At 72.6% G+C, this 17,153-nt stretch carries 8 protein-coding genes; 2 read left to right on the top strand and 6 right to left on the bottom strand.

What is annotated here, in order from left to right:
* Window positions 1-9: 9 nt before the first annotated feature.
* Complete coding sequence (nth, locus tag ACVTJA_RS10280) at window positions 10-837, top strand: endonuclease III (RefSeq protein WP_465835991.1); 828 nt, start codon at window positions 10-12, stop codon at window positions 835-837.
* Here nth and def read toward each other — a convergent pair.
* The 5 genes from def to ACVTJA_RS10255 form a co-directional block, all read right to left on the bottom strand.
* Window positions 797-1,324 (bottom strand): peptide deformylase, encoded by a 528-nt coding sequence (def, locus tag ACVTJA_RS10275; protein WP_465835989.1) that lies wholly within the window; start codon window positions 1,322-1,324, stop codon window positions 797-799. The two genes, nth and def, sit on opposite strands and share 41 nt — an antisense overlap.
* Window positions 1,325-1,409: 85 nt before the next feature.
* Window positions 1,410-7,169, bottom strand: coding sequence for a DnaJ domain-containing protein (locus ACVTJA_RS10270; protein ID WP_465835988.1), 5,760 nt, complete (start codon window positions 7,167-7,169; stop codon window positions 1,410-1,412).
* Between the two features lie 14 nt (window positions 7,170-7,183).
* The gene (gene priA / locus ACVTJA_RS10265) at window positions 7,184-9,571 is read right to left on the bottom strand and encodes a replication restart helicase PriA (RefSeq protein WP_465835987.1); all 2,388 of its coding nucleotides are present in this window, start codon (window positions 9,569-9,571) and stop codon (window positions 7,184-7,186) included.
* A 349-nt stretch (window positions 9,572-9,920) separates the two neighbouring features.
* Window positions 9,921-10,544 carry a glutathione S-transferase family protein gene (locus ACVTJA_RS10260; protein WP_465835985.1) on the bottom strand — a complete coding sequence of 208 codons (624 nt, stop codon included), beginning with the start codon at window positions 10,542-10,544 and terminating at the stop codon, window positions 9,921-9,923.
* A 167-nt stretch (window positions 10,545-10,711) separates the two neighbouring features.
* The gene (locus ACVTJA_RS10255) at window positions 10,712-11,464 is read right to left on the bottom strand and encodes a hypothetical protein (RefSeq protein WP_465835983.1); all 753 of its coding nucleotides are present in this window, start codon (window positions 11,462-11,464) and stop codon (window positions 10,712-10,714) included.
* A 146-nt stretch (window positions 11,465-11,610) separates the two neighbouring features.
* On the opposite strand from ACVTJA_RS10255, the gene ACVTJA_RS10250 reads away from it, so the two are divergent.
* On the top strand, window positions 11,611-12,462 hold the full coding sequence (locus tag ACVTJA_RS10250; protein ID WP_465835981.1) for a hypothetical protein: 852 nt from the start codon (window positions 11,611-11,613) through the stop codon (window positions 12,460-12,462).
* A 1-nt stretch (window position 12,463) separates the two neighbouring features.
* Here the strand turns inward: ACVTJA_RS10250 and ACVTJA_RS10245 are convergent, their stop codons facing one another.
* Window positions 12,464-17,104: a tetratricopeptide repeat protein gene (locus ACVTJA_RS10245; protein ID WP_465835979.1), complete on the bottom strand. Its 4,641-nt coding sequence runs from the start codon at window positions 17,102-17,104 to the stop codon at window positions 12,464-12,466.
* Between the last annotated feature and the right edge of the window lie 49 nt (window positions 17,105-17,153).

The following is a 17,153-nucleotide window of genomic DNA, read 5'->3' as shown; positions in this document are numbered from 1 at the left end:
TCTCTCGAAATGGATGGGCCCCAGGCGGTGCTTGGGCTCGCGTCAGGGGTGACATACAACGGCCGCGTGCCTGGACGTGAGACCGCCGCGGAGAAGAAGAAGCGTGCACTGTTGGTGATGGACCGGCTTCAGGCCGACATGCCGGATGCGCGAATCGAGCTGGACTACCGGACGCCCCTCGAACTGCTGGTGGCGGTCATCCTCTCCGCGCAGTGCACGGACAAGCGGGTGAACATGGTGACGCCCGCCCTCTTCCAGCGCTTCCCCGACGCCCAGACATACGCGAGAGCAGAACCGACGGACGTGGAGCCGTTCATCCGCACCTGTGGCCTCTACCGCGCCAAGGCGAAGAACATCGTGGCCGCCGCGCGGGCGCTCGTGCAGGAGCACGCAGGCCAGGTCCCCCTCCAGCGCGGCGTGCTGGAGCAGCTTGCCGGCGTGGGCCGCAAGACGGCCGGCGTGGTGTGCATCCACCTGGGCGGCGACGCGGCCTTCCCCGTGGACACGCACGTGAAGCGACTGGCGTACCGGCTCGGGTTCACCACGCAGGAGGACCCGGACAAGGTGGAGCTGGACATGCAGGCCGTGCTTCCACCGGAGCGGTGGACGCTGGGACACCAGTTGCTGGTGTGGCACGGACGGCGGACGTGCTTCGCGCGCTCACCCGAGTGCGGACGCTGCGTCGTCGCGGACGTGTGTCCGAAGAAGGGGGTGCGCGCGGGCGGGGCGGAGCCTCGCGAGAAGGCTCCGGCCCCGGCGAAGCCTCGCAAGAAGGCTCCGGCCCGGGAGGTCGCTGCTACCGCGCGGCCTGCGCGCTCTCTTCGCGCGAGGTCTTGAGGCGCTTCATCCGCTTGCGGATAAGCTCGCGCTTCAGCGTGGAGACGTGGTCCACGAAGACGGTGCCATTGAGGTGGTCCGTCTCGTGCTGCACGGCGATGGCGAGCAGCCCGTCGCAGCGCATCGTCTGCTCCTGGCCCTCCACGTCGAGGAACTTCACCGTGACGATGGCGGCCCGGTCCACGTCCTCGGCCTCGCCGGGGATGGAGAGGCAGCCCTCGGTGTAGGTCGTCTCGCCCTCCATGGCGATGATTTCGGGGTTGATCATCGCGATGGGCTTGGAGTCGGGCTGGCTGGGAGTGGTGTCCAGGACGATGATGCGCTGGAGCACGCCCACCTGCGGTGCGGCGAGGCCGACGCCCTCGGCGGAGTACATCGTCTCGAACATGTCCTTCACCAGGACGCGGACGGCGTCATCCACCTTCGCCACGGGCCGGGCCTTCTGCTTCAGGACAGGGTCGGGCCAGATGAGAATTTCGCGAACCATGGCCGCCGTCTTAACTCCACCGCACCGGCCGGGCAACCGCGCCTGACGGCGCGGCGCCTCCGGGTGCACGGCTGTCCACCGTGCGTCAATCGAGCAGGCTGCGGGCGTACTCCGAGCGCAGCCGGTCATCGCCGAGCGCCTGGGCGGCCTCGGAGAGGACGCTGCGAATCTGCTGCGCGCGGTGCTGGAGCGCGGGGTCCGGGTGGCCGGCGAAGCGCAGCGGGTGGAACTCGGCGGCCAGCAGCTCGTACGCGCGCTTGACCTCCTCGCTGCCCGCCGTGCGAGCCAGGCCCAGCACGGTGAAGTAGTCCGCGTCCTGAATCTCCTCGAACTTCGCTTCGAGGCGGCGCACGTCCAGCTCCGGAGGCAGCTCGCCGGCGTCCTCCTCGCTGGCGCTCTGCAGCGTGATGAGTCCGAGCGTCCGTGCCACCGCGAGCGACTTGAGCGCGGACTCCTGCGGCAGCCCCGCTCCGAGGAGCAGCGCTTCCAGCGTGTGCTCGCCGTCCACCTGCGAGAGGAGCTGCAGGTCGCGCGGGGGGAGACCGAAGTCATCCGGGGCGAGGTGGATGTCACCTCGTGTGACTCGGGCGCGCAGGCTGCCGGCGGCTTCGAGCAGGGACTCGGCGGAGAGCGTGTTGCGCAGGGCCTCGGCCAGCAGATGCAGCGGCGGGCGCGTGGCGGCGGCGAGGGCCACCTCGTGCGGCGCGGGCTCCGGGACGAGGCGGTAGAGCGTGGAGGGCTCGGCGAGCGCGTCGAGGAAGACCTGCTCCGTGTAGCGCTGCACGAGCGGCACGGCCTCGGACTCACGCAGGTAGCCGCGGCCCCGGAGGGCGTCGAGCAGTGCGCCGGTGGTGGCGCTGCGGACGAGGCGCAGCTCGCCCTCCTGGCGCGCGTCGATGAGGCCGTCCGCGCGGGCGCGGTCGATGAGCGACTCGCCCGGGGCCGAGGAGACGGCGCCCACGAGCGTGCCATCGCGCAGCCAGAGGACGCGCAGGGCGTTCATCACCTTCAGCTCCAGGCGCATCTCCATGCGCGCCTCGCAGAGCCGGAGGACCAGCTTGGCGAGGCCGTCCTGGGTGACGCTGCCACTGCGGGCCACCGCCAGCTCCGGCCGGCCGGGAGGGGTCTCCAGCGGGAGGAGCGCGGCACGGGCCTGCGCGGCGGCTTCTTCGGCTTCGCGGCGTGCGCGTTCTTCGAGCTCGAGGCGCTCGCGCTCGGCGCGGGCGGCCTGCTCGACGGAGTCGGCCTCCAGTTGGGCCTTCGCCGCACGCAGGGCTTCGAGCTCCTTCTCGACGGCTTCTCGCGCTTCGCGCTCGCGGGCCAGTTCCTGACGGATGCTCTCGGAGGCCTGGCGGGCCTGCTCGAGCCGGGCCTGGATGGCGGAGAGCTGGGACTCGGCGGCGTTCCTGGCTCGGATTTCTTCTTCGATTCGCGTCTCCGCGGCCGCGCGCTGGTTGGACTCGGCTTCGAGGCGGACTTCGAGCGCGGTGCGATGACGGCCCTCGGCCTTCGCACGGGCAGCGGCTTCGGAGGCGGCCTGTGCGGACTGCTGCACGCGGGCCTCGGCTTCGGCGCGGGCCTTGGACTCGGACTCCACGCGGGCTTCCGCTTCGGCCCGGCGCTTCGCTTCGGCCTCGGCGCGCGCGTCCGAGGCGGCACGCTGCTTCGCTTCGGCCTCGGCACGGGCTTCGGCTTCAGCGCGCTGCTTCGACTCGGCTTCGACACGCGCCTCGATTTCGGCGCGCTGCTCTGCTTCGGAAGCAGCGCGAGCTTCGGCTTCCGCTCGGTGCTTCGACTCGGACTCCGCGCGGGCCTCGGCCTCGGTACGCTGCTTCGATTCGGCTTCGGCTCGGGCCTCGGCCTCGGCACGTTGCTTCAACTCGGCTTCGGCGCGAGCCTCGGCTTCGGTACGCTGCTGTGCCTCCGCTTCGGCGCGCGCTTCGGCTTCGGCGCGCTGCTTCGCTTCGGCGTCGGCGCGGGCCTCGGCTTCGGCACGCTGCTTCGACTCGGCTTCGGCGCGGGCTTCGGCTTCCGCGCGCTGCTGTGCCTCCGCTTCGGCTCGCGCTTCGGCTTCCGCGCGTTGCCGCGCCTCCGCCTTGGCGCGGGCTTCGGCCTCCGCGCGCTTCTTCGCTTCCGCCTCGGCTCGCGCTTCCGCCTCGGTGCTGGAGGTCGCTCCCTCCTCGGCGCGAGCTTCGAATTCAGCACGGGCCTGTGCCTCGGACTCGGCGCGCTCCTCGGCTTCGGCGCGGGCCAGGGCCTCGACTTCGGCGCGCGCTTCGGCTTCGGCACGCTTCTTCGCTTCGGCGTCGGCGCGGGCTTCCGCCTCGGCGCGGCGCTTCGACTCCGCTTCGGCGCGGGCCTCGGCCTCGGCGCGGGCCTTGGACTCGGACTCCGCTCGCTCCTCCGCTTCGGACTGTGCCTGGGTCGCCAGCTCGGCGCGGACGTCCGCGTCGGCGCGGGCGCTGGCTTCGGACGTCGCTCGGGTCTCCGCCGCGAGCCGGGCCTCTGCCTCGACCTCTGCTCTCGCCTCCGCGGCCTCACGGGCTCGCGTCTCCGCCTCGGCCCGGTCCTCCGCTGCCGCGGTCGCCGTCTCGGCGGACTCGGCTCGGGAGTCCGCATCCCGACGGGCCTTGGCCTCCGCCTCGGCGCGGCCTTCGGCCTCGACGCGGCCGGCGGCCTCGGACTCGAGCCTCGTCTCGATTTCCTTCAGCGCCTGCATCGCCGCCTTGGCGCGTGTCTCCGCCGTGGTGCGGGCCTTCGTCTCCTCCCGGAGCTTCGCCTCCAGCTTCTCGATGCGAATCTGGAGCTCGCTGCGCGCCAGGGCCTCCGCATCGGAGCGCACCCGGGCGTCATCACTGGCGGCGGAGGCATCCTGTGCCCGGACCTCCGCCTCCACCCTCGCGCGCTCCTGGGCTTCGGCTCGCGCTTCCGCGTCGATGGCGCGGGTCTCCACCTCCGCGCGTGCTTCCGCTTCCTCGCGGACTCGGGCCTCCGCCTCGTCGAGCTTCGCCTGGAGCTCGGCCACCTGCGCATGCAGGTGCTCCAGCGCGCCCGTGCGCTCGGTCTCCAGACCGGCGTCACGCTGATGGACGGCTTCCAGCGCCGCGAGCCGCTCCTGGAGGGCGTGGGCCTGGTGCTCCGCTTCGAGCCGCAGCTCCGCCTCGCGCGAGCGCTCTTCGTCGAGCGACTGCTCCCGCAGCCGGGCCGCCTCCGCCAGCTCCTCCGCCACGAGCCGGAGCGAAGCCTCCTGGTCCCTCGCGGCCTCCGCTTCGACTCGCAGCGCGGATTCGCGGTCCAGGACTCCGCGCAGCGACTCGCCCAGCTCACGCGCCTCCACGACCTGCTGCTCCAGCTGCTGGCGCAGGGCGAGTTCCTTCTCCAGATCGTCCCGCACCGCGCGCATCCGCTCGTGTGCTTCTTCGAGCTGGCGCTCCGCCTCCTCCTGCTGTGCCTGCCACTGCGCCAGCAGCGCGGAGGGCGCGGCACCGGGCACGCGGGCCTCGCTCATGGAGGCCTGCGCGGGTTCCTCGAAGGAAGGCTCGTCCAGGTAGGCCGGCGCCTCCAGCTCGGAGACGCCAGACGCGGCGACGTCCGTGAGGGACGTGGACTCAGACGGCCACTCCACCAGCGTCTTCGGCCCCGTCGAGGGCGCGGCATTGTCCGTATCCGAGTCGAACCAGTCCGCTCCCGCGCCGGTGCTCGGCGCGACGGTATTCGAATGCGAAGGCGCCGCGATGCTCGTGGCCGAGGCTTCGGCGCTGGCTGCGTCGGCACCGGCCCCCGCACCACCCTCGCTCAGCTCCGGCGCGTCGGTGCTCGCCGCTTGCGCGTTGCTCCACTGCTCGGATTCACCCGCTGCTGTCGCCGAGATGCCGGTCGCTTCGCTCTCCTGCGCAGCGCCCTCGGTGTCATCCGGAGCCACTCCGCTCCAATCCTCATCCGAGCCCGGCTCGACCTCGCCCGACGTGGGCGCTCCTGTCTCCGCTGCCTCGCGCGCACGAACCGAGGCCTGCAGCTCCGCCTCCAGAAAGTCCCAGGCCGACGGCACGGCCTCTTCGTCGCCCGTGCCTTCCGTCGAATCCGCGGCGTCACCTTCCGAAGCGCTCGCCTCGGCGGTGCCGGTCGCTGTCGCCGTGGGCGTGTCTTCGCCCAGCTCGGCCTCCGTTCCCCACTCGTCTCCGGAGGAGACATCCGCCGTCCCGGCTCCGACCGCGGCGACTGGAGCCCCACTCGTGGAGGGGACACCATCGCTCCAGCCCACCGCCATCCTCGCGGTGTTCTCCATCTCCGGGTCCGGCGGCAACTCCGTCCAGGTCGGCGCCTCCGCCGCGGCTTCCGCGAAGGCCTGCTCTCCTCGCGACACGTCGCCGCGCCCACTGCCCTGCTCATTCTCCGGCGTTTCGACGTCGAAGAATCCCTCGTCGCCCAGCTTCGGCGTCGGAGTCACCGGGCGCAGCCCGGGCGGAGAGAGGGGCTCCTCCGTCCACGCGAGCCGCCCCGGAGGTGGTGCGGCCTCCGCGGTCAGCTCCGCGTGCTCTCGCGCCAGCGCCGCGTCCATCTCGAGCTGCGCCAGGCGCTCGGCTTCGGCGCGGAGCTCCGCGTCCATGTCGCTGCCCGTGGATGGGGGCTCGGTCGCGGACGATGCCGAGGCCCCGGGCTCCGCAACGGATGCAGCCCCGTCCGCCGCTCCCCAGTCTTCCGTACCCTGCTGTTCCGTCGGCGCACCGGGCTCCGCAGCAGCTGCGGCGTCCCAGTCCTGCGCACCGGCCTGCTCCGCCGCATCAGTCTCCGACGCAGCCGCAGCATCCCAGCCCTGCGCACCTGTCTGCTCCGCCGCATCAGTCTCCGGCGCAGCCGCAGCATCCCAGCCCTGAGCACCGGCCTGGTCCGCCGCATCAGTCTCAGACGCAGCCGCCCCATCCCAACCCTGCGCGCCAGCCTGCTCCGCCGCTGCATCAACCTCCGACGCGGACGTCCCAGCCGCCCAGTCCTGTGCCTGCGACTCCTCCGGCGCGGCACCGGCCTCCGGAGCAGCCGTCCCATCCGCCGCCGCCCAATCCTGCGCACCGGCCTGTGCCGCCGTGGCCCCCGCCTCCGCACCCTCCACCGCCGCCGCCCAGTCGTCCGTCGGCGCCTGGGCCGTCCCCTCACCCCACGCCTCCGGGCCTCCCGTGGCGAGCGCCGAGTCGATGGAGGCCATCGCCTGCGCCTCCACCTCCTGGTGCGCCATCTCCATCGCGGAGAACATGACGAGCGTCGTCTGATGCTCGCGCTGCTTGGCCTCCTCGTGCGCGGTGCGCTCCTCGCGCGTCATCGCCGCCAGCTCCCAGTCCGTCTGGTGCAGCGGCGCCAAATCACCGAACAGCGCATTCGCCAGCGCGGGGTCGCCACCCACCGGGCGCGGCGGCGTGGCATGCCACGTCTCGCCCTCATCCGCCTGCGCTCCGGCGCCGGCCCCGGGCAGGGTGCGGTTCTCCACCACGTGCCAGGCGTCTGCTTCCGTTGGCGCCTTGATGAGCGAGTTCACCAACGCCATGAAGCCCGTGCCGTCCAACGGCAGCGGGGCCACCGGCGCGCTGAAGCCGGCGATGGGCTCGCCCAGGAGCAGCACGCGGGCCTTCTTCCCGTCCGGATGCTGGAGCAACTCCTCCAGCACCACGTGGCCGCGCCCGCTCTCAACTCCCGGAGCGAGCACGACGAGCACGGGCTGATGGTGCCCGAAGCCAATGAGGGCATCCGCGGCGGAGGTGGCGAGGATGACCTCGTACCCTTCACGCGTGAGCAGACGCCGCACCGCGGCGATGGTGGCGATGTCGTCGTGGACGAGGAGAACCGGTGCGCCCATGGGGGGCACCGAGTCTACAGCATGGCCCCCGGATCCACGTCGATCACAACCTTCACTCCGTTGGGCACGTCCCCCAGGGCCGCCTCAAGCCTTCCAAGCAACGGGGCGAGCGCAGCATGTGTCGGACCCTTCACGAGCAACTGCCACCGCGTCTTCCCCCGGATTCGGGAGATGGGCGCCAGCGCCGGCCCCAACAGGCGCACCCCCGCCGACGCGGGCGGCATGTGCCTCGACACGAGGTTCCCCAGGTGCCGCGCCACGCTGGCCACCTGCTCGGGGTGCTCCCCCTCCAGCCGGACGGCCGCCATGCGCGAGTAGGGCGGGTACGCCAGCGCCTTGCGCCAGTCCAGTTCCTGCTTCGCGAAGCCGTCGAAATCGTGGGCCAGCACGCGCCGCACCGGCTCGGCGTCCGGGTTGTACGTCTGCACCAGCACGCGCCCCGGGTCCTTGCCCCGTCCCGCGCGCCCCGAAACCTGGGTGAGCAGGTGGAAGGTCCGCTCCGCCGCGCGGAAGTCCGGAATGGCCAGCGACGTGTCCGCCATGACCACGCACACCAGCGTCACGCCCGGGAAGTCGTGCCCCTTGGCCACCATCTGCGTGCCCACCAGCACGTCAATCTCGCGGCGCGCGAACGAGGCCAGCATCTCCGTCAGCCGCTCCGCGCTGGTGGCCGAGTCCCTGTCCAGCCGCGCCACGCGCGCGGTGGGGATTCGCTCCAGGACCTCGGCCTCCACCTTCTCCGTGCCGATGCCCAGCTTGAGCATGGGGCCCGTGCACTCCGTGCACCGGTCCGGCACCGGCATGGCCAGTCCGCAGTAGTGGCACACCACCCGGTTCTGCGAGCGGTGGTGTGTGAGGCACACGTCGCAGTCGCTGCACTTGAGCGACAGGCCGCACACCTCGCACAAGAGCACGGTGCTGTGGCCGCGACGGTTGAGGAAGAGGATGACCTGCTGCCCGCGGCCAATCGTCTCCTCCATCGCCGCCAGCAGCGGAGCGCTGAGGATGGGCGCCTCCTCCGTCACCACACCCTCGCGGGGACGCTCCACGCGCAGGTCCACGAGCTCAATCGTGGGCATGGGCCGGTCATCCACGCGGTTCTTCAGCTCCAGCAACCGGTAGCGTCCGCGCCGCGCGTTCTCCAGCGTCTCCAGCGCTGGCGTGGCCGAGCCCAGCACCACCACCGCGCTGGCCTGCTTGCCGCGCACCACGGCGAGGTCTCGCGCCTGGTAGCGCAGCTTCTCCTCCTGCTTGAAGGACGGGTCGTGCTCCTCGTCCACGACGATGAGCCCCAGGTTGTCCACCGGAGCGAACACCGCCGAGCGCACGCCGACGGCAATCTTCACGTCGCCCCGGCGCAGCGCCTGCCAGTGGAAGAGGCGCTCGCGATCTTTCAGCGCCGAGTGCAGCACCGCCACCTCCGAGCCGAAGCGGCTGCGGAAGCGACCCACGAGCTGCGGCGTCAGCGCGATTTCCGGCACCAGAATCAGGCTGCCCTTGCCGAGCGACAGCGCATGCTCCGCCGCGCGCAGGTACACCTCCGTCTTCCCGCTGCCGGTGACGCCGTGCAGGAGGAACGGCTGGAACTCGCCGGTGTCGAGGGCGGCGCGCAGCTCGGTGACGGCGGCGTCCTGCTCCGGGGTGAGGCGCTCGGGGCGGCCCTGCATGAGGCCGTCCTTCACGCCGGCCTCCAGCTTCTTCTCTTCAATCCGCGCCATGCCGCGCGCGGCGAGCTTCTTCAGCGTCTCGCGGGCGCCCGGAATCGCGTGGCTGACTTCCTCCAGCGGCGCGCGTCCTCCCACGGCCAGCAGGTAGGCGAGCGCGGCGGACTGCGCGGGAGCGCGGTGCAGTTCCGGAGGCACCTCGTTGACGAGGGCCACCGCGAAGAGCTGCACGTCGGGCTTGGCTTCCTTCTCGTCCACGGCCTTGGACAGGCCGGGGGGCAGTGCGCCTCGGATGACCTCGCCCAGCGGGTAGCGGTAGTGCACGGCCGCGAAGCGCAGCAGGGCGATGAGGTCCTTGGGCAGCGAGGGCGAGTCCTCCAGCACGCGCTGGATGGGCTTGAGCTTCACGCCCTCCTCGGCCGGAGGGTTGGCGGGCCCGAGGTAGAAGCCCAGCGCGGTGCCCCGGCCGAAGGGCACCAGCACGCGCTGGCCCGGCGACAACTGGCCGGCGAGCGCGTCCGGCACCGAATAGGTGAACTCGCCCCGGACGGGGCGGCCAACGGCGATGGATGCCAGGACGGGAGGGCTCACTGCGGCGCCCACTGTAGCGGCGCCTTCGGGCTCGGACAGTTCCCGGCGGCTCCTCGTACGGGAGGTGCGCACGGACTTGGAACCCCGGGTGGGGGACGCCTTCTCCGGCGGCGCGTGCGTGTCGTCCCACAAGGCTTGTTGCTCCATGGCACTCCCTTCAACCGCCGCCCCGGCCCCTTCCGTCCTGCTACCGAGTGACACAGTGCCCTTGGGGTCTGACATGCCCTCCCGGGTCCTCCGTCCCGGCCCCGACCGGCATGCCCTCCTTGCAACCGGGAGGAGGCGTGATTAGGGCCGTCTCGCGCGCCGGAAAATGAGGCGGGAATGAGCCGCGAGCGCGCCTGGAGGTGGCGGCTCATCGCAAGGCATGAAGCTGAAACGGGCCGCGGGGGGCCCTGCATGCGGCGATGCGCACCGGAGACACACGCCTCGACGGTGCCGCGAGGGGCACGGATGGCGTCGATGCCACCCGTGCCGTGAGGAAGCGCGCGGCGGGCTACTTGCCCGCGACCTTCTTCCACGACGGGCGGCCGCTCACGCGGTTCCACCACGCAGCCACGTTCTTGTGCTGGTTGATGAGGTCCGCGCCGCCGGAGAGCGCGAAGTACTCCATGTACGGCATCCACGACACCTCGGCGAGGGAGAAGCTGTCACCCGCGAGGAACTGCTGCTTGCCCAGCACCGGGTCGACGATGCCGAACACCCGCTCCACGCCCTTCAGGCCTTCCGCGACACGGGCCTCGTCCGGCGCGCCACCACCCATGTGCGGCTTGAAGAAGCGCTCCATGACGACCTTCATCGCCGCGGGGCTGAAGTACGACTGCTCCACGCTGATGTACTGCTCCATCAGCCCGTACGCGCGCGGGTTCGTCGGCGTCAGCGGCGTGCCCGGCAGCTTGCGGTCCAGGTAGCGCATGATGGCGCGCGACTCGTAGAACATGGTGCCGTCGTCCTCGAAGGCGGGAATGACACCGAACGGCTGGCGCGCCAGGTGCGCTGGCTGCTTCTGCTCCCCCTTCGCGAGGTCCACGAGGACGAACTGGGCCTCCTGGCCCTTCTCCGCCAGGGTGGTGAGGACCTTGCGCGTACAGGTGCTCATCGGATGGCCGTACAGCTTCATGTGTCACTCCTCTTGCGTGGCGGGCCGGGTGGAGCCCCGGCCGGGCGCGGGCGGACTCTTCATCGGCGCCCGCGCGCGCCGCAAGCGTCCCGACGCGCGAGGTACGACTCCGCACAGAGCGGCCCTCATGCCGGGCCGCGTCAATGGCACGGGAGTGTGACGGCGCGCTACGGCGTGAAGAGCTTGTCCGCCAGCGTGGCGCGGTTGTCGCCCTTGAGCGCGGTGAAACGCAGCGCGCGCTGGCCGCCGCGCCACACCTCAATCGTGCGCGGCATCCACTCGCCGGTGGCCGGCGAGGTGTAGTCGAGGAAGCGGATGTCCCAGGCGTTGTTCGCCGAGTCCGTGTAGCGCAGCCGCGCCGGCCGGAAGGAGTCCTTGTACACCCAGAACTGCGGGCGGCCCTCGGCCATCTCCCCGACGACGTACGCCACCTCGCCGCCGAAGCGCGCCAGGCCGGTGCGCCCCGTCTCCACCCCGAGCGTCTGGAGGTGCTGCTGCAGCGCCTCCTTCATGTCCTGCACGTTGCCGCTGGCGGCGAGAATGGGGCACACCGTCGAGACGAGCACCGACATGGACGGCACCTCGGTGCCCTCCGAGCGCTTGCGGCCACCCGCCAGGATGGCGGCGGCGCGGGCATTGCCGTCGGGCACGGAGGCGTCGAAGCGGCAGCGGCCCGGCACGCGCACGGAGAGCACGCCGTCACCCTGCACCTCCGGGCGGTCCGTGGGCGTGCCCAGCGCCGCGCCGGCTTCCCTCACCGCGGGGCCGCTGAAGCTGAGCGAGCCCTCCACGCGGAACGACGCGAGGTTGAGCTCGTCGCGCTCGGCCACCATGCGACGCAGGATGGAGCCTCCGGGCAGGACGTACGCGCCCGCGGCGAAGGAGACCAGGACTGCCAGGAGTGCGGCGGTGCGCTTCACGGCTTCTCCGTCGTGACGGCCCACGCGAGCAGCCGGGCAGCCGAGCGCCCGGTCGCGGAGGCGGAATGGGTCAGGTAGCCCACCTTTGGGGCCGGCAATGTATTGATGGCCCCCGCCCCCTTCAAGCTGGATAGGATGCCAACGTCATGCCGCTCCGCCCTACTGTCCTGCTGATTGCGCTGTGCGTGTCCACCGCCGCCCTGGCCCAGCCCGCGGAAGACCTTCGGGACGTGATGAGCGCCCGGGCCTATGGCATGGGCGGCGCCTACCGTGCACTGGGCCTGGGCACCGAGGCCGTGCTGGGCAACCCCGCGGCCATGGCGCTCTTCCCCACCTACCGGGTGGAGGGCACGGGCGCGTGGGACGCCAGTCAGAAGGAAGGTCTGCTCGGCATCTCGGTCTTGGACGCGTCCATGGGCCGGCTCGCCATGGGCGTCGACTACCACTGGGTGAGCCTGGGCCGCGGCGGCGCGCGCTCCAGCGCGCACCTGAGCTCGCTGGCGGCGGGCCTGCCCCTGAGCCAGGCGGTGATGCTGGGCGCGGCGGTGCGCTACCTGCGGCTGAGCGGTGATTCGCGCTACGCGAACTCCGTCACCGGGGACGCGGGCCTGCTCCTGCGGCCCGTCCCGAACTTCATGGCCGGCGTGTCCGCTCACAACATCATCAATACCGACAACGTGGAGCTGACGCGCTACTACTCGGCGCACCTGGGCTTCCTCACGCAGCAGTTCTCGGTGGCCGCCGACGTGCGCGCGGACTTCGACTCCGCCGAGAAGGACATCTTCACGTACGCCGCGGGCGCGGAGTACCTCGTCGGGCAGGTTCTGCCGGTGCGCGCGGGCTACACGTACGACGGCTTCCGGAAGGTGTCCCAGCTCAGCACGGGCCTGGGCTTCATCTCGGAGGGCGGCGGCGGGTTGGACATCGCCTACCGCCATGACCTCGGGGATGGGACGGGCCGCCTGCTGGCGCTCACCATCCGCCTGCAGTTGCAGTGAGTCAGCGCGGCGCGCGCAGCTCGAGGTAGCGCTCGGACGCGGCGAAGCGCAGCAACTCCACCACCTCCGCCTCCGGGTTGTGGCGCGCGCGCAGCACGGCGAGCGCCGGGCCCATGCCACCGCAGGCGACGAGCCCCGCGCGGTTGGCGGAGTCGCGGGCTGCGTCCGCGAGCGCGGAGGCGTTGAAGTCGCGCGTGCCGGGCTCCAGCAGGGCGACGGCACGCTCCAGGGCGCGCGGTGAGAGGGACTCGCGCACCACTCGGGCCTCGGGGCTGGAGGCGCGCGGGTCCTTGAGGATGGTGGACAGGAGGGCCAGGGCGCGCAGGAGCTGGCCGCCCTTGAGCGCGCGCAGGGCGAGCAGGTCCGGGGACAGCGACAGCAGCGCGCGGCCGGCGTGGAAGCGCAGCTCGGCGGCGGACGGAGGCTGCTGCAGCGCGAGCCGTCCCACGAGCAGGCGCGGCTGGCCCGCGTGGACGGCGGTGAAGGGCGGGCCCTCGTCCTCGGCGAGAACGAGCTCGGGCAGGTGGACGTCGAGCAGGCGCGCGGAGGCGTGGAGCGCGTCGAGGACGGCGGGGGCGCCGGGACCGGAGGTGGCGCGCAGGGGCTCGGAGGCGCCGGCGGCGCGGCCCTGCGCGGGGAAGAGGCGGCAGAGCGCGAGGCCGGCGAGCGCGAGCAGCTCGCCCGAGGGAGTGCGGAGGCCGGGGTGGCGCAGGCCGGCGCGCTCCTCCGAGGTGAGCGGTGGGCGCTGGGGGCGCGGAGGCGTGGGCGTCTCGCGGCCTTCGAGCGCGTCGGCGATTTCGCGCATCAGCGTGGCGCGGCCGGTGTCCTTGCGGCTGTCGAAGTACTCCGCGGACTCGCGGTAGGGCTTCGGGTCGAGCGGGCGCTCCCGGAGGTGCCGGAAGAAGTTGGGCTCGGTGTCGGGGGACGGCTCGGAGACGACGGGGGCCTCGCGCGTCTCGGTAGCACCGGGGCCGACGCGAGGCGCGGACTCGGGAGGCTTCGCGGGGGCCGGGCGGGCCGGGACGGAGATGGAGGCGGTGCCTTCCGGGCGCGAGCGGACGATGCGGCGCACCGGGTCCATGCGGCCGGGAGGCGCTTCCCAGGAGATGACGCGCGTGTCGGCGACGGGGGCCGAGCCCAGGTCGATGGGCTCTTCGTCCGTGGGGTCCACGGCCTTCTCGGCGCGAGTGCTGTTGAAGCCAAGGGCCCGGGTCGCCACGACGGAGGGCTCGTCGACGGGGAGGAGTAGCGGGGGCTTCGGTGGCGGGGCGCCCTTGTCCTTCCGGGAGGCGGGACCGCGGGGCGGAGATGCGGGGACGGCCTCTCGCGCGGCGGTGGCGCGCGGCTCCGCACGGGTGGACGGAGCCGAGGGCGCGGAAGCGCGCTGTTCAGCGCGAGCTGGCGGTGTAGCTGGCGAGCTCGGAGCAGAAGGTGCACCACCTGGTGCGGACGCGCGTTCCCCTCTTGGCGACGCGGCCCCCGCTTTCGCGGCGGACGGAGCTCCGCTGCCTCCAGAGGGAGGCGCTGCGCGTTCCTCGCGCGACTCCGGCTCTCCCTTGGACTGAGCCTTCTTCCCTCCAGGAGACGCCGAGGCCCGCTCGGCCCTGGCCTTCTCACGGGCCGACGCTTTCGGTGCGGGCTCCTCGGCCTTGCGTCCCTTCGCTCCGGCTTCCTCCTTGCTGGCGGCCGGTGCATCGACGGCAGCGGGCACGGGCCCGACATCCGTGTTGGAGGTGACCTCGTTGGCGAGCGCCGCGATGCCCGAGGGCGTGAGCGACAACGTCGCGGGAGCCGGGACGAGCGGCGACTTCGGCCCGCTCGGCTCACGGCGGGGCGTGGCGCTGCGAGGCGGCTCGGGCGGCGGAAGGTCCCGCTCCTCGCGCGCCTGTCGCAGGCCCTCCGCGCGACGCGCGTAGACCTGTGCACGCTCGGGATTGCGCAGGACGTCCCGCCACAGCCTCGCGAGCCGCTCCCAGGTCTGCTCGCGCTCCAGCTCGTCTTCCGTCGCCGAGGCCCCGTGCTCCAGCGCCCATGCGGCCTCGCCCATGTTCCCGCGCGCGGTGAGGCGGTCCACCAGCAGCAGCCATGCCTCCTTGTGGCCGGGCTCGTAGCGCACCGCCTGCCGCAATTCGTTCAGCGCGCCGTCCTCATCTCCCAGCGCGTCCAGCGTGGCCACCAACTCCAAGCGGGCATGACGCGCGGCGAGGCCTCGCGCCTCGTGCGCAAGCTGTGCCCGAAGGAGATGACCGAGTGCCTTCGGGTCCCCCAGCTTCCGCGCGAGCGCCAGCAACTGCGCTCGGGCGTGCTCGCTGTCGGGGTTCTCCGCGAGCACCTCCGTCCAGGCCCACTGGGCCATGCGCAGGTCGCCCAGCGACTCCTCCGCGGCCTGCGCGAGCATGCGCAGCCCTTCGAGCCTGTCGAGCGCGCGGCGCGGCGCGGCGGCGAGCGCGATGCGCAGCCGCTCGGCGATGGTGGGGCGCTCCGCGTCGGAGACACAGCGGAGGAGCCCCGCGAGCACGGGCAGCATCCCCGGCACGAGCGCCTCCGCCGCCTCGAAGTCCGCGCGTGCCTTGCGAGGCTCGCCCAGGTGGAGCCAGCGTTCGCCGCGAGTCAGCAGCGCACCCGCGCGAGCCCGGGACGTGCGGGCCCGCTGGATGGCCTCGTCGAGCGCGCGCCGCACCAGGGACGCATCGCCGCGCGTGGACAGCAGCCGCACCTGCTCACGGAGCGCGGCGCGGTCACCGGTCAGCTCGACGATTTCCCGGTACATGCGCGCGGCGCCGGCGGGGTCCTGGAGCTCGTTCTCCATCACCTCCGCGAGGCGCGTCAGGGCCTCCGCTCGCACGGTCGCGTCCTTCGCCCGGTCCGCGCGCTTGAGGTAGAGCTGCGCCAGCTCGCGCCATGCCTGACGCGCGATGAGCTGGGCCTCCAGCTTCTGCGAGCGGACCAACTCCTCCAGTTCCTCGGCTCGCGAGCTGGACGCCCGGCTGGCTACCGCGGCCAGCGGGGCCTTCGCCGCCGGGTCCGTGTCGTCCGTGTGGCCGCGTCTCGCGAGGGATGACGGTGGAGCCTCACCGCGAGCAGGAGCGTCCCCCGTCCGGCTCGCACCCGAGAGCGCGGCCTCCAGGTCCGCCATGGAGACTTCCTGCGTATCCACGGGGGAGGCCGGAGCGACAGCATCGTCCTGCTCGGAAGCGTTCGAGGCCGAGGCAGAAGCCTGCGCACGCTCCAAGCGTTCGGGAGGCGCCGTGGGGGTACGAGGCGTCCCCTTCTCGGGGGACTTCGCTCGCGACGACGCTCCCCCAGGCGCGTCCTCCAGAGGGGGCGGCGGCGATTCGGAAGTGACCTCGCCCGTCGTCTCGTCGTCTGCCCAGGCTTTGGCGCGAGGAGACTGTGCGCGGCTGTCTCGCGCCGGGGGCTCCTCATCGAGCTCCGCGGGGGACTCGGGCCACGGCACGGACAGGTCTGGCGCTCCGCCGCCGCGCTCCGTGCGCCGTCCGGAAGAGGGTTGGCTCGATGCCGCGCCCGTGACAGGCAGCCCCACCGCGGACTTGCGGGTCCCGGTGGATGGCTCGTTCGCGAGCATGCCGACCGCCGGCATCTCCATCACGGTCGGGCGCGAATCAGGGGCGGAAGCGCTCGAAGCCACACCGACCGCGGGCAGCTCCACCACGGTCTTGCGCGCATCGCCCGATGAAGCCCCCAGCGTGGCTCCCGCGACAGGAGCCTTCGCCATCGAGTGGTGCTCTTCCTTGGGTGAGTCCCCATCCAACGCCGGAACCTCTTCCGTCTTCGAACGCGCCACAGGCGACTCCAGGCCCGGTGCCCCGCCTGCCGCCGGAAGCTCAGTCTCCGTCCTCGAACGCGACTCAGCCGGAGACACGTCAGCCGCCCGTCCCGGTACGGACCAGGGCACGTGCGGAGCAGGAGGTGTCGCCGAGGGGAAGGCCACTGCCGTCTTCTCACGAGGCTCCGGAGGCTCCGCCGTGGGAAAGGCCACGGCGGTCCGCTCGCGAGGCACGGCCGCTCCCGAGCCGGAGTCCTCCTCGACCAGCGTGTCCTCCCGGTAGCCCGAGTCCTCGTCCCAGACCGCCGGGGCCTGCACTCCGGCCTTCCGGGTCGGAAGCTTCCCCAGCACCCCACCGGCAACGGGCTCACCGGCCTGCGGCCGCGTCTCCCGCTCCCGAAGCACCCGAAGCACGCGCCGGGCCCGACGGTCCTCGGGCCGGTCCGCCAGCACGGCCTCCAGCGCGGAGATGGCGCGAGGCACCTGCCCCACCCTCCGCAACACCCTCGCGAGCTGCCGCCGCACCGCTCGGCGCACCTCGGAGGTCGAGCCCTGCGAGGCATCCAGCAGGGTGATGGCGGCGGCCTCGGTGCCGGCGAGCAGGGCGAAGCGGACGAGCGCGGCGGCCAGGCGCGGCGTCATGGGCTCGGTGCGGCTGGCTCGGGCGAGCTGGCCGAAGGCTCGGGCGGCGGAGCCCTCTCGCAACAATCCGACGGCGGACCGGAGGTGCCGGTCCACCGTGTCTTGCGCAGCCTCCTCCGGCTTCGCGTCGGGCGCGCCGGCTCGCAGCGCGTCCTGGCGGGCGGCCGCGGGCTCCGGCGTGCCGGCGCTCTTGCCGTTTCTCACGCCACCCATGGGTGCGGCAGTCTACACAACGATGCCCCTCCCGGTTGTTACCGTCCTT

The sequence above is a fragment of the Pyxidicoccus sp. M6 genome (assembly GCF_055568925.1).
The sequence above is the reverse complement of the archived record's forward strand: the minus strand, read 5'-3'. Positions and strand labels throughout refer to the sequence as shown.

Coding starts and splice junctions, on each gene's coding strand:
- ACVTJA_RS10250 (WP_465835981.1), top strand. CDS start 11,611: ATGCCGCTCCGCCCTACTGTCCTGCTGATTGCGCTGTGCGTGTCCACC.
- priA (WP_465835987.1), bottom strand. CDS start 9,571: ATGGAGCAACAAGCCTTGTGGGACGACACGCACGCGCCGCCGGAGAAG.
- ACVTJA_RS10245 (WP_465835979.1), bottom strand. CDS start 17,104: ATGGGTGGCGTGAGAAACGGCAAGAGCGCCGGCACGCCGGAGCCCGCG.
- ACVTJA_RS10270 (WP_465835988.1), bottom strand. CDS start 7,169: ATGGGCGCACCGGTTCTCCTCGTCCACGACGACATCGCCACCATCGCC.
- def (WP_465835989.1), bottom strand. CDS start 1,324: ATGGTTCGCGAAATTCTCATCTGGCCCGACCCTGTCCTGAAGCAGAAG.
- nth (WP_465835991.1), top strand. CDS start 10: ATGGATGGGCCCCAGGCGGTGCTTGGGCTCGCGTCAGGGGTGACATAC.
- ACVTJA_RS10260 (WP_465835985.1), bottom strand. CDS start 10,544: ATGAAGCTGTACGGCCATCCGATGAGCACCTGTACGCGCAAGGTCCTC.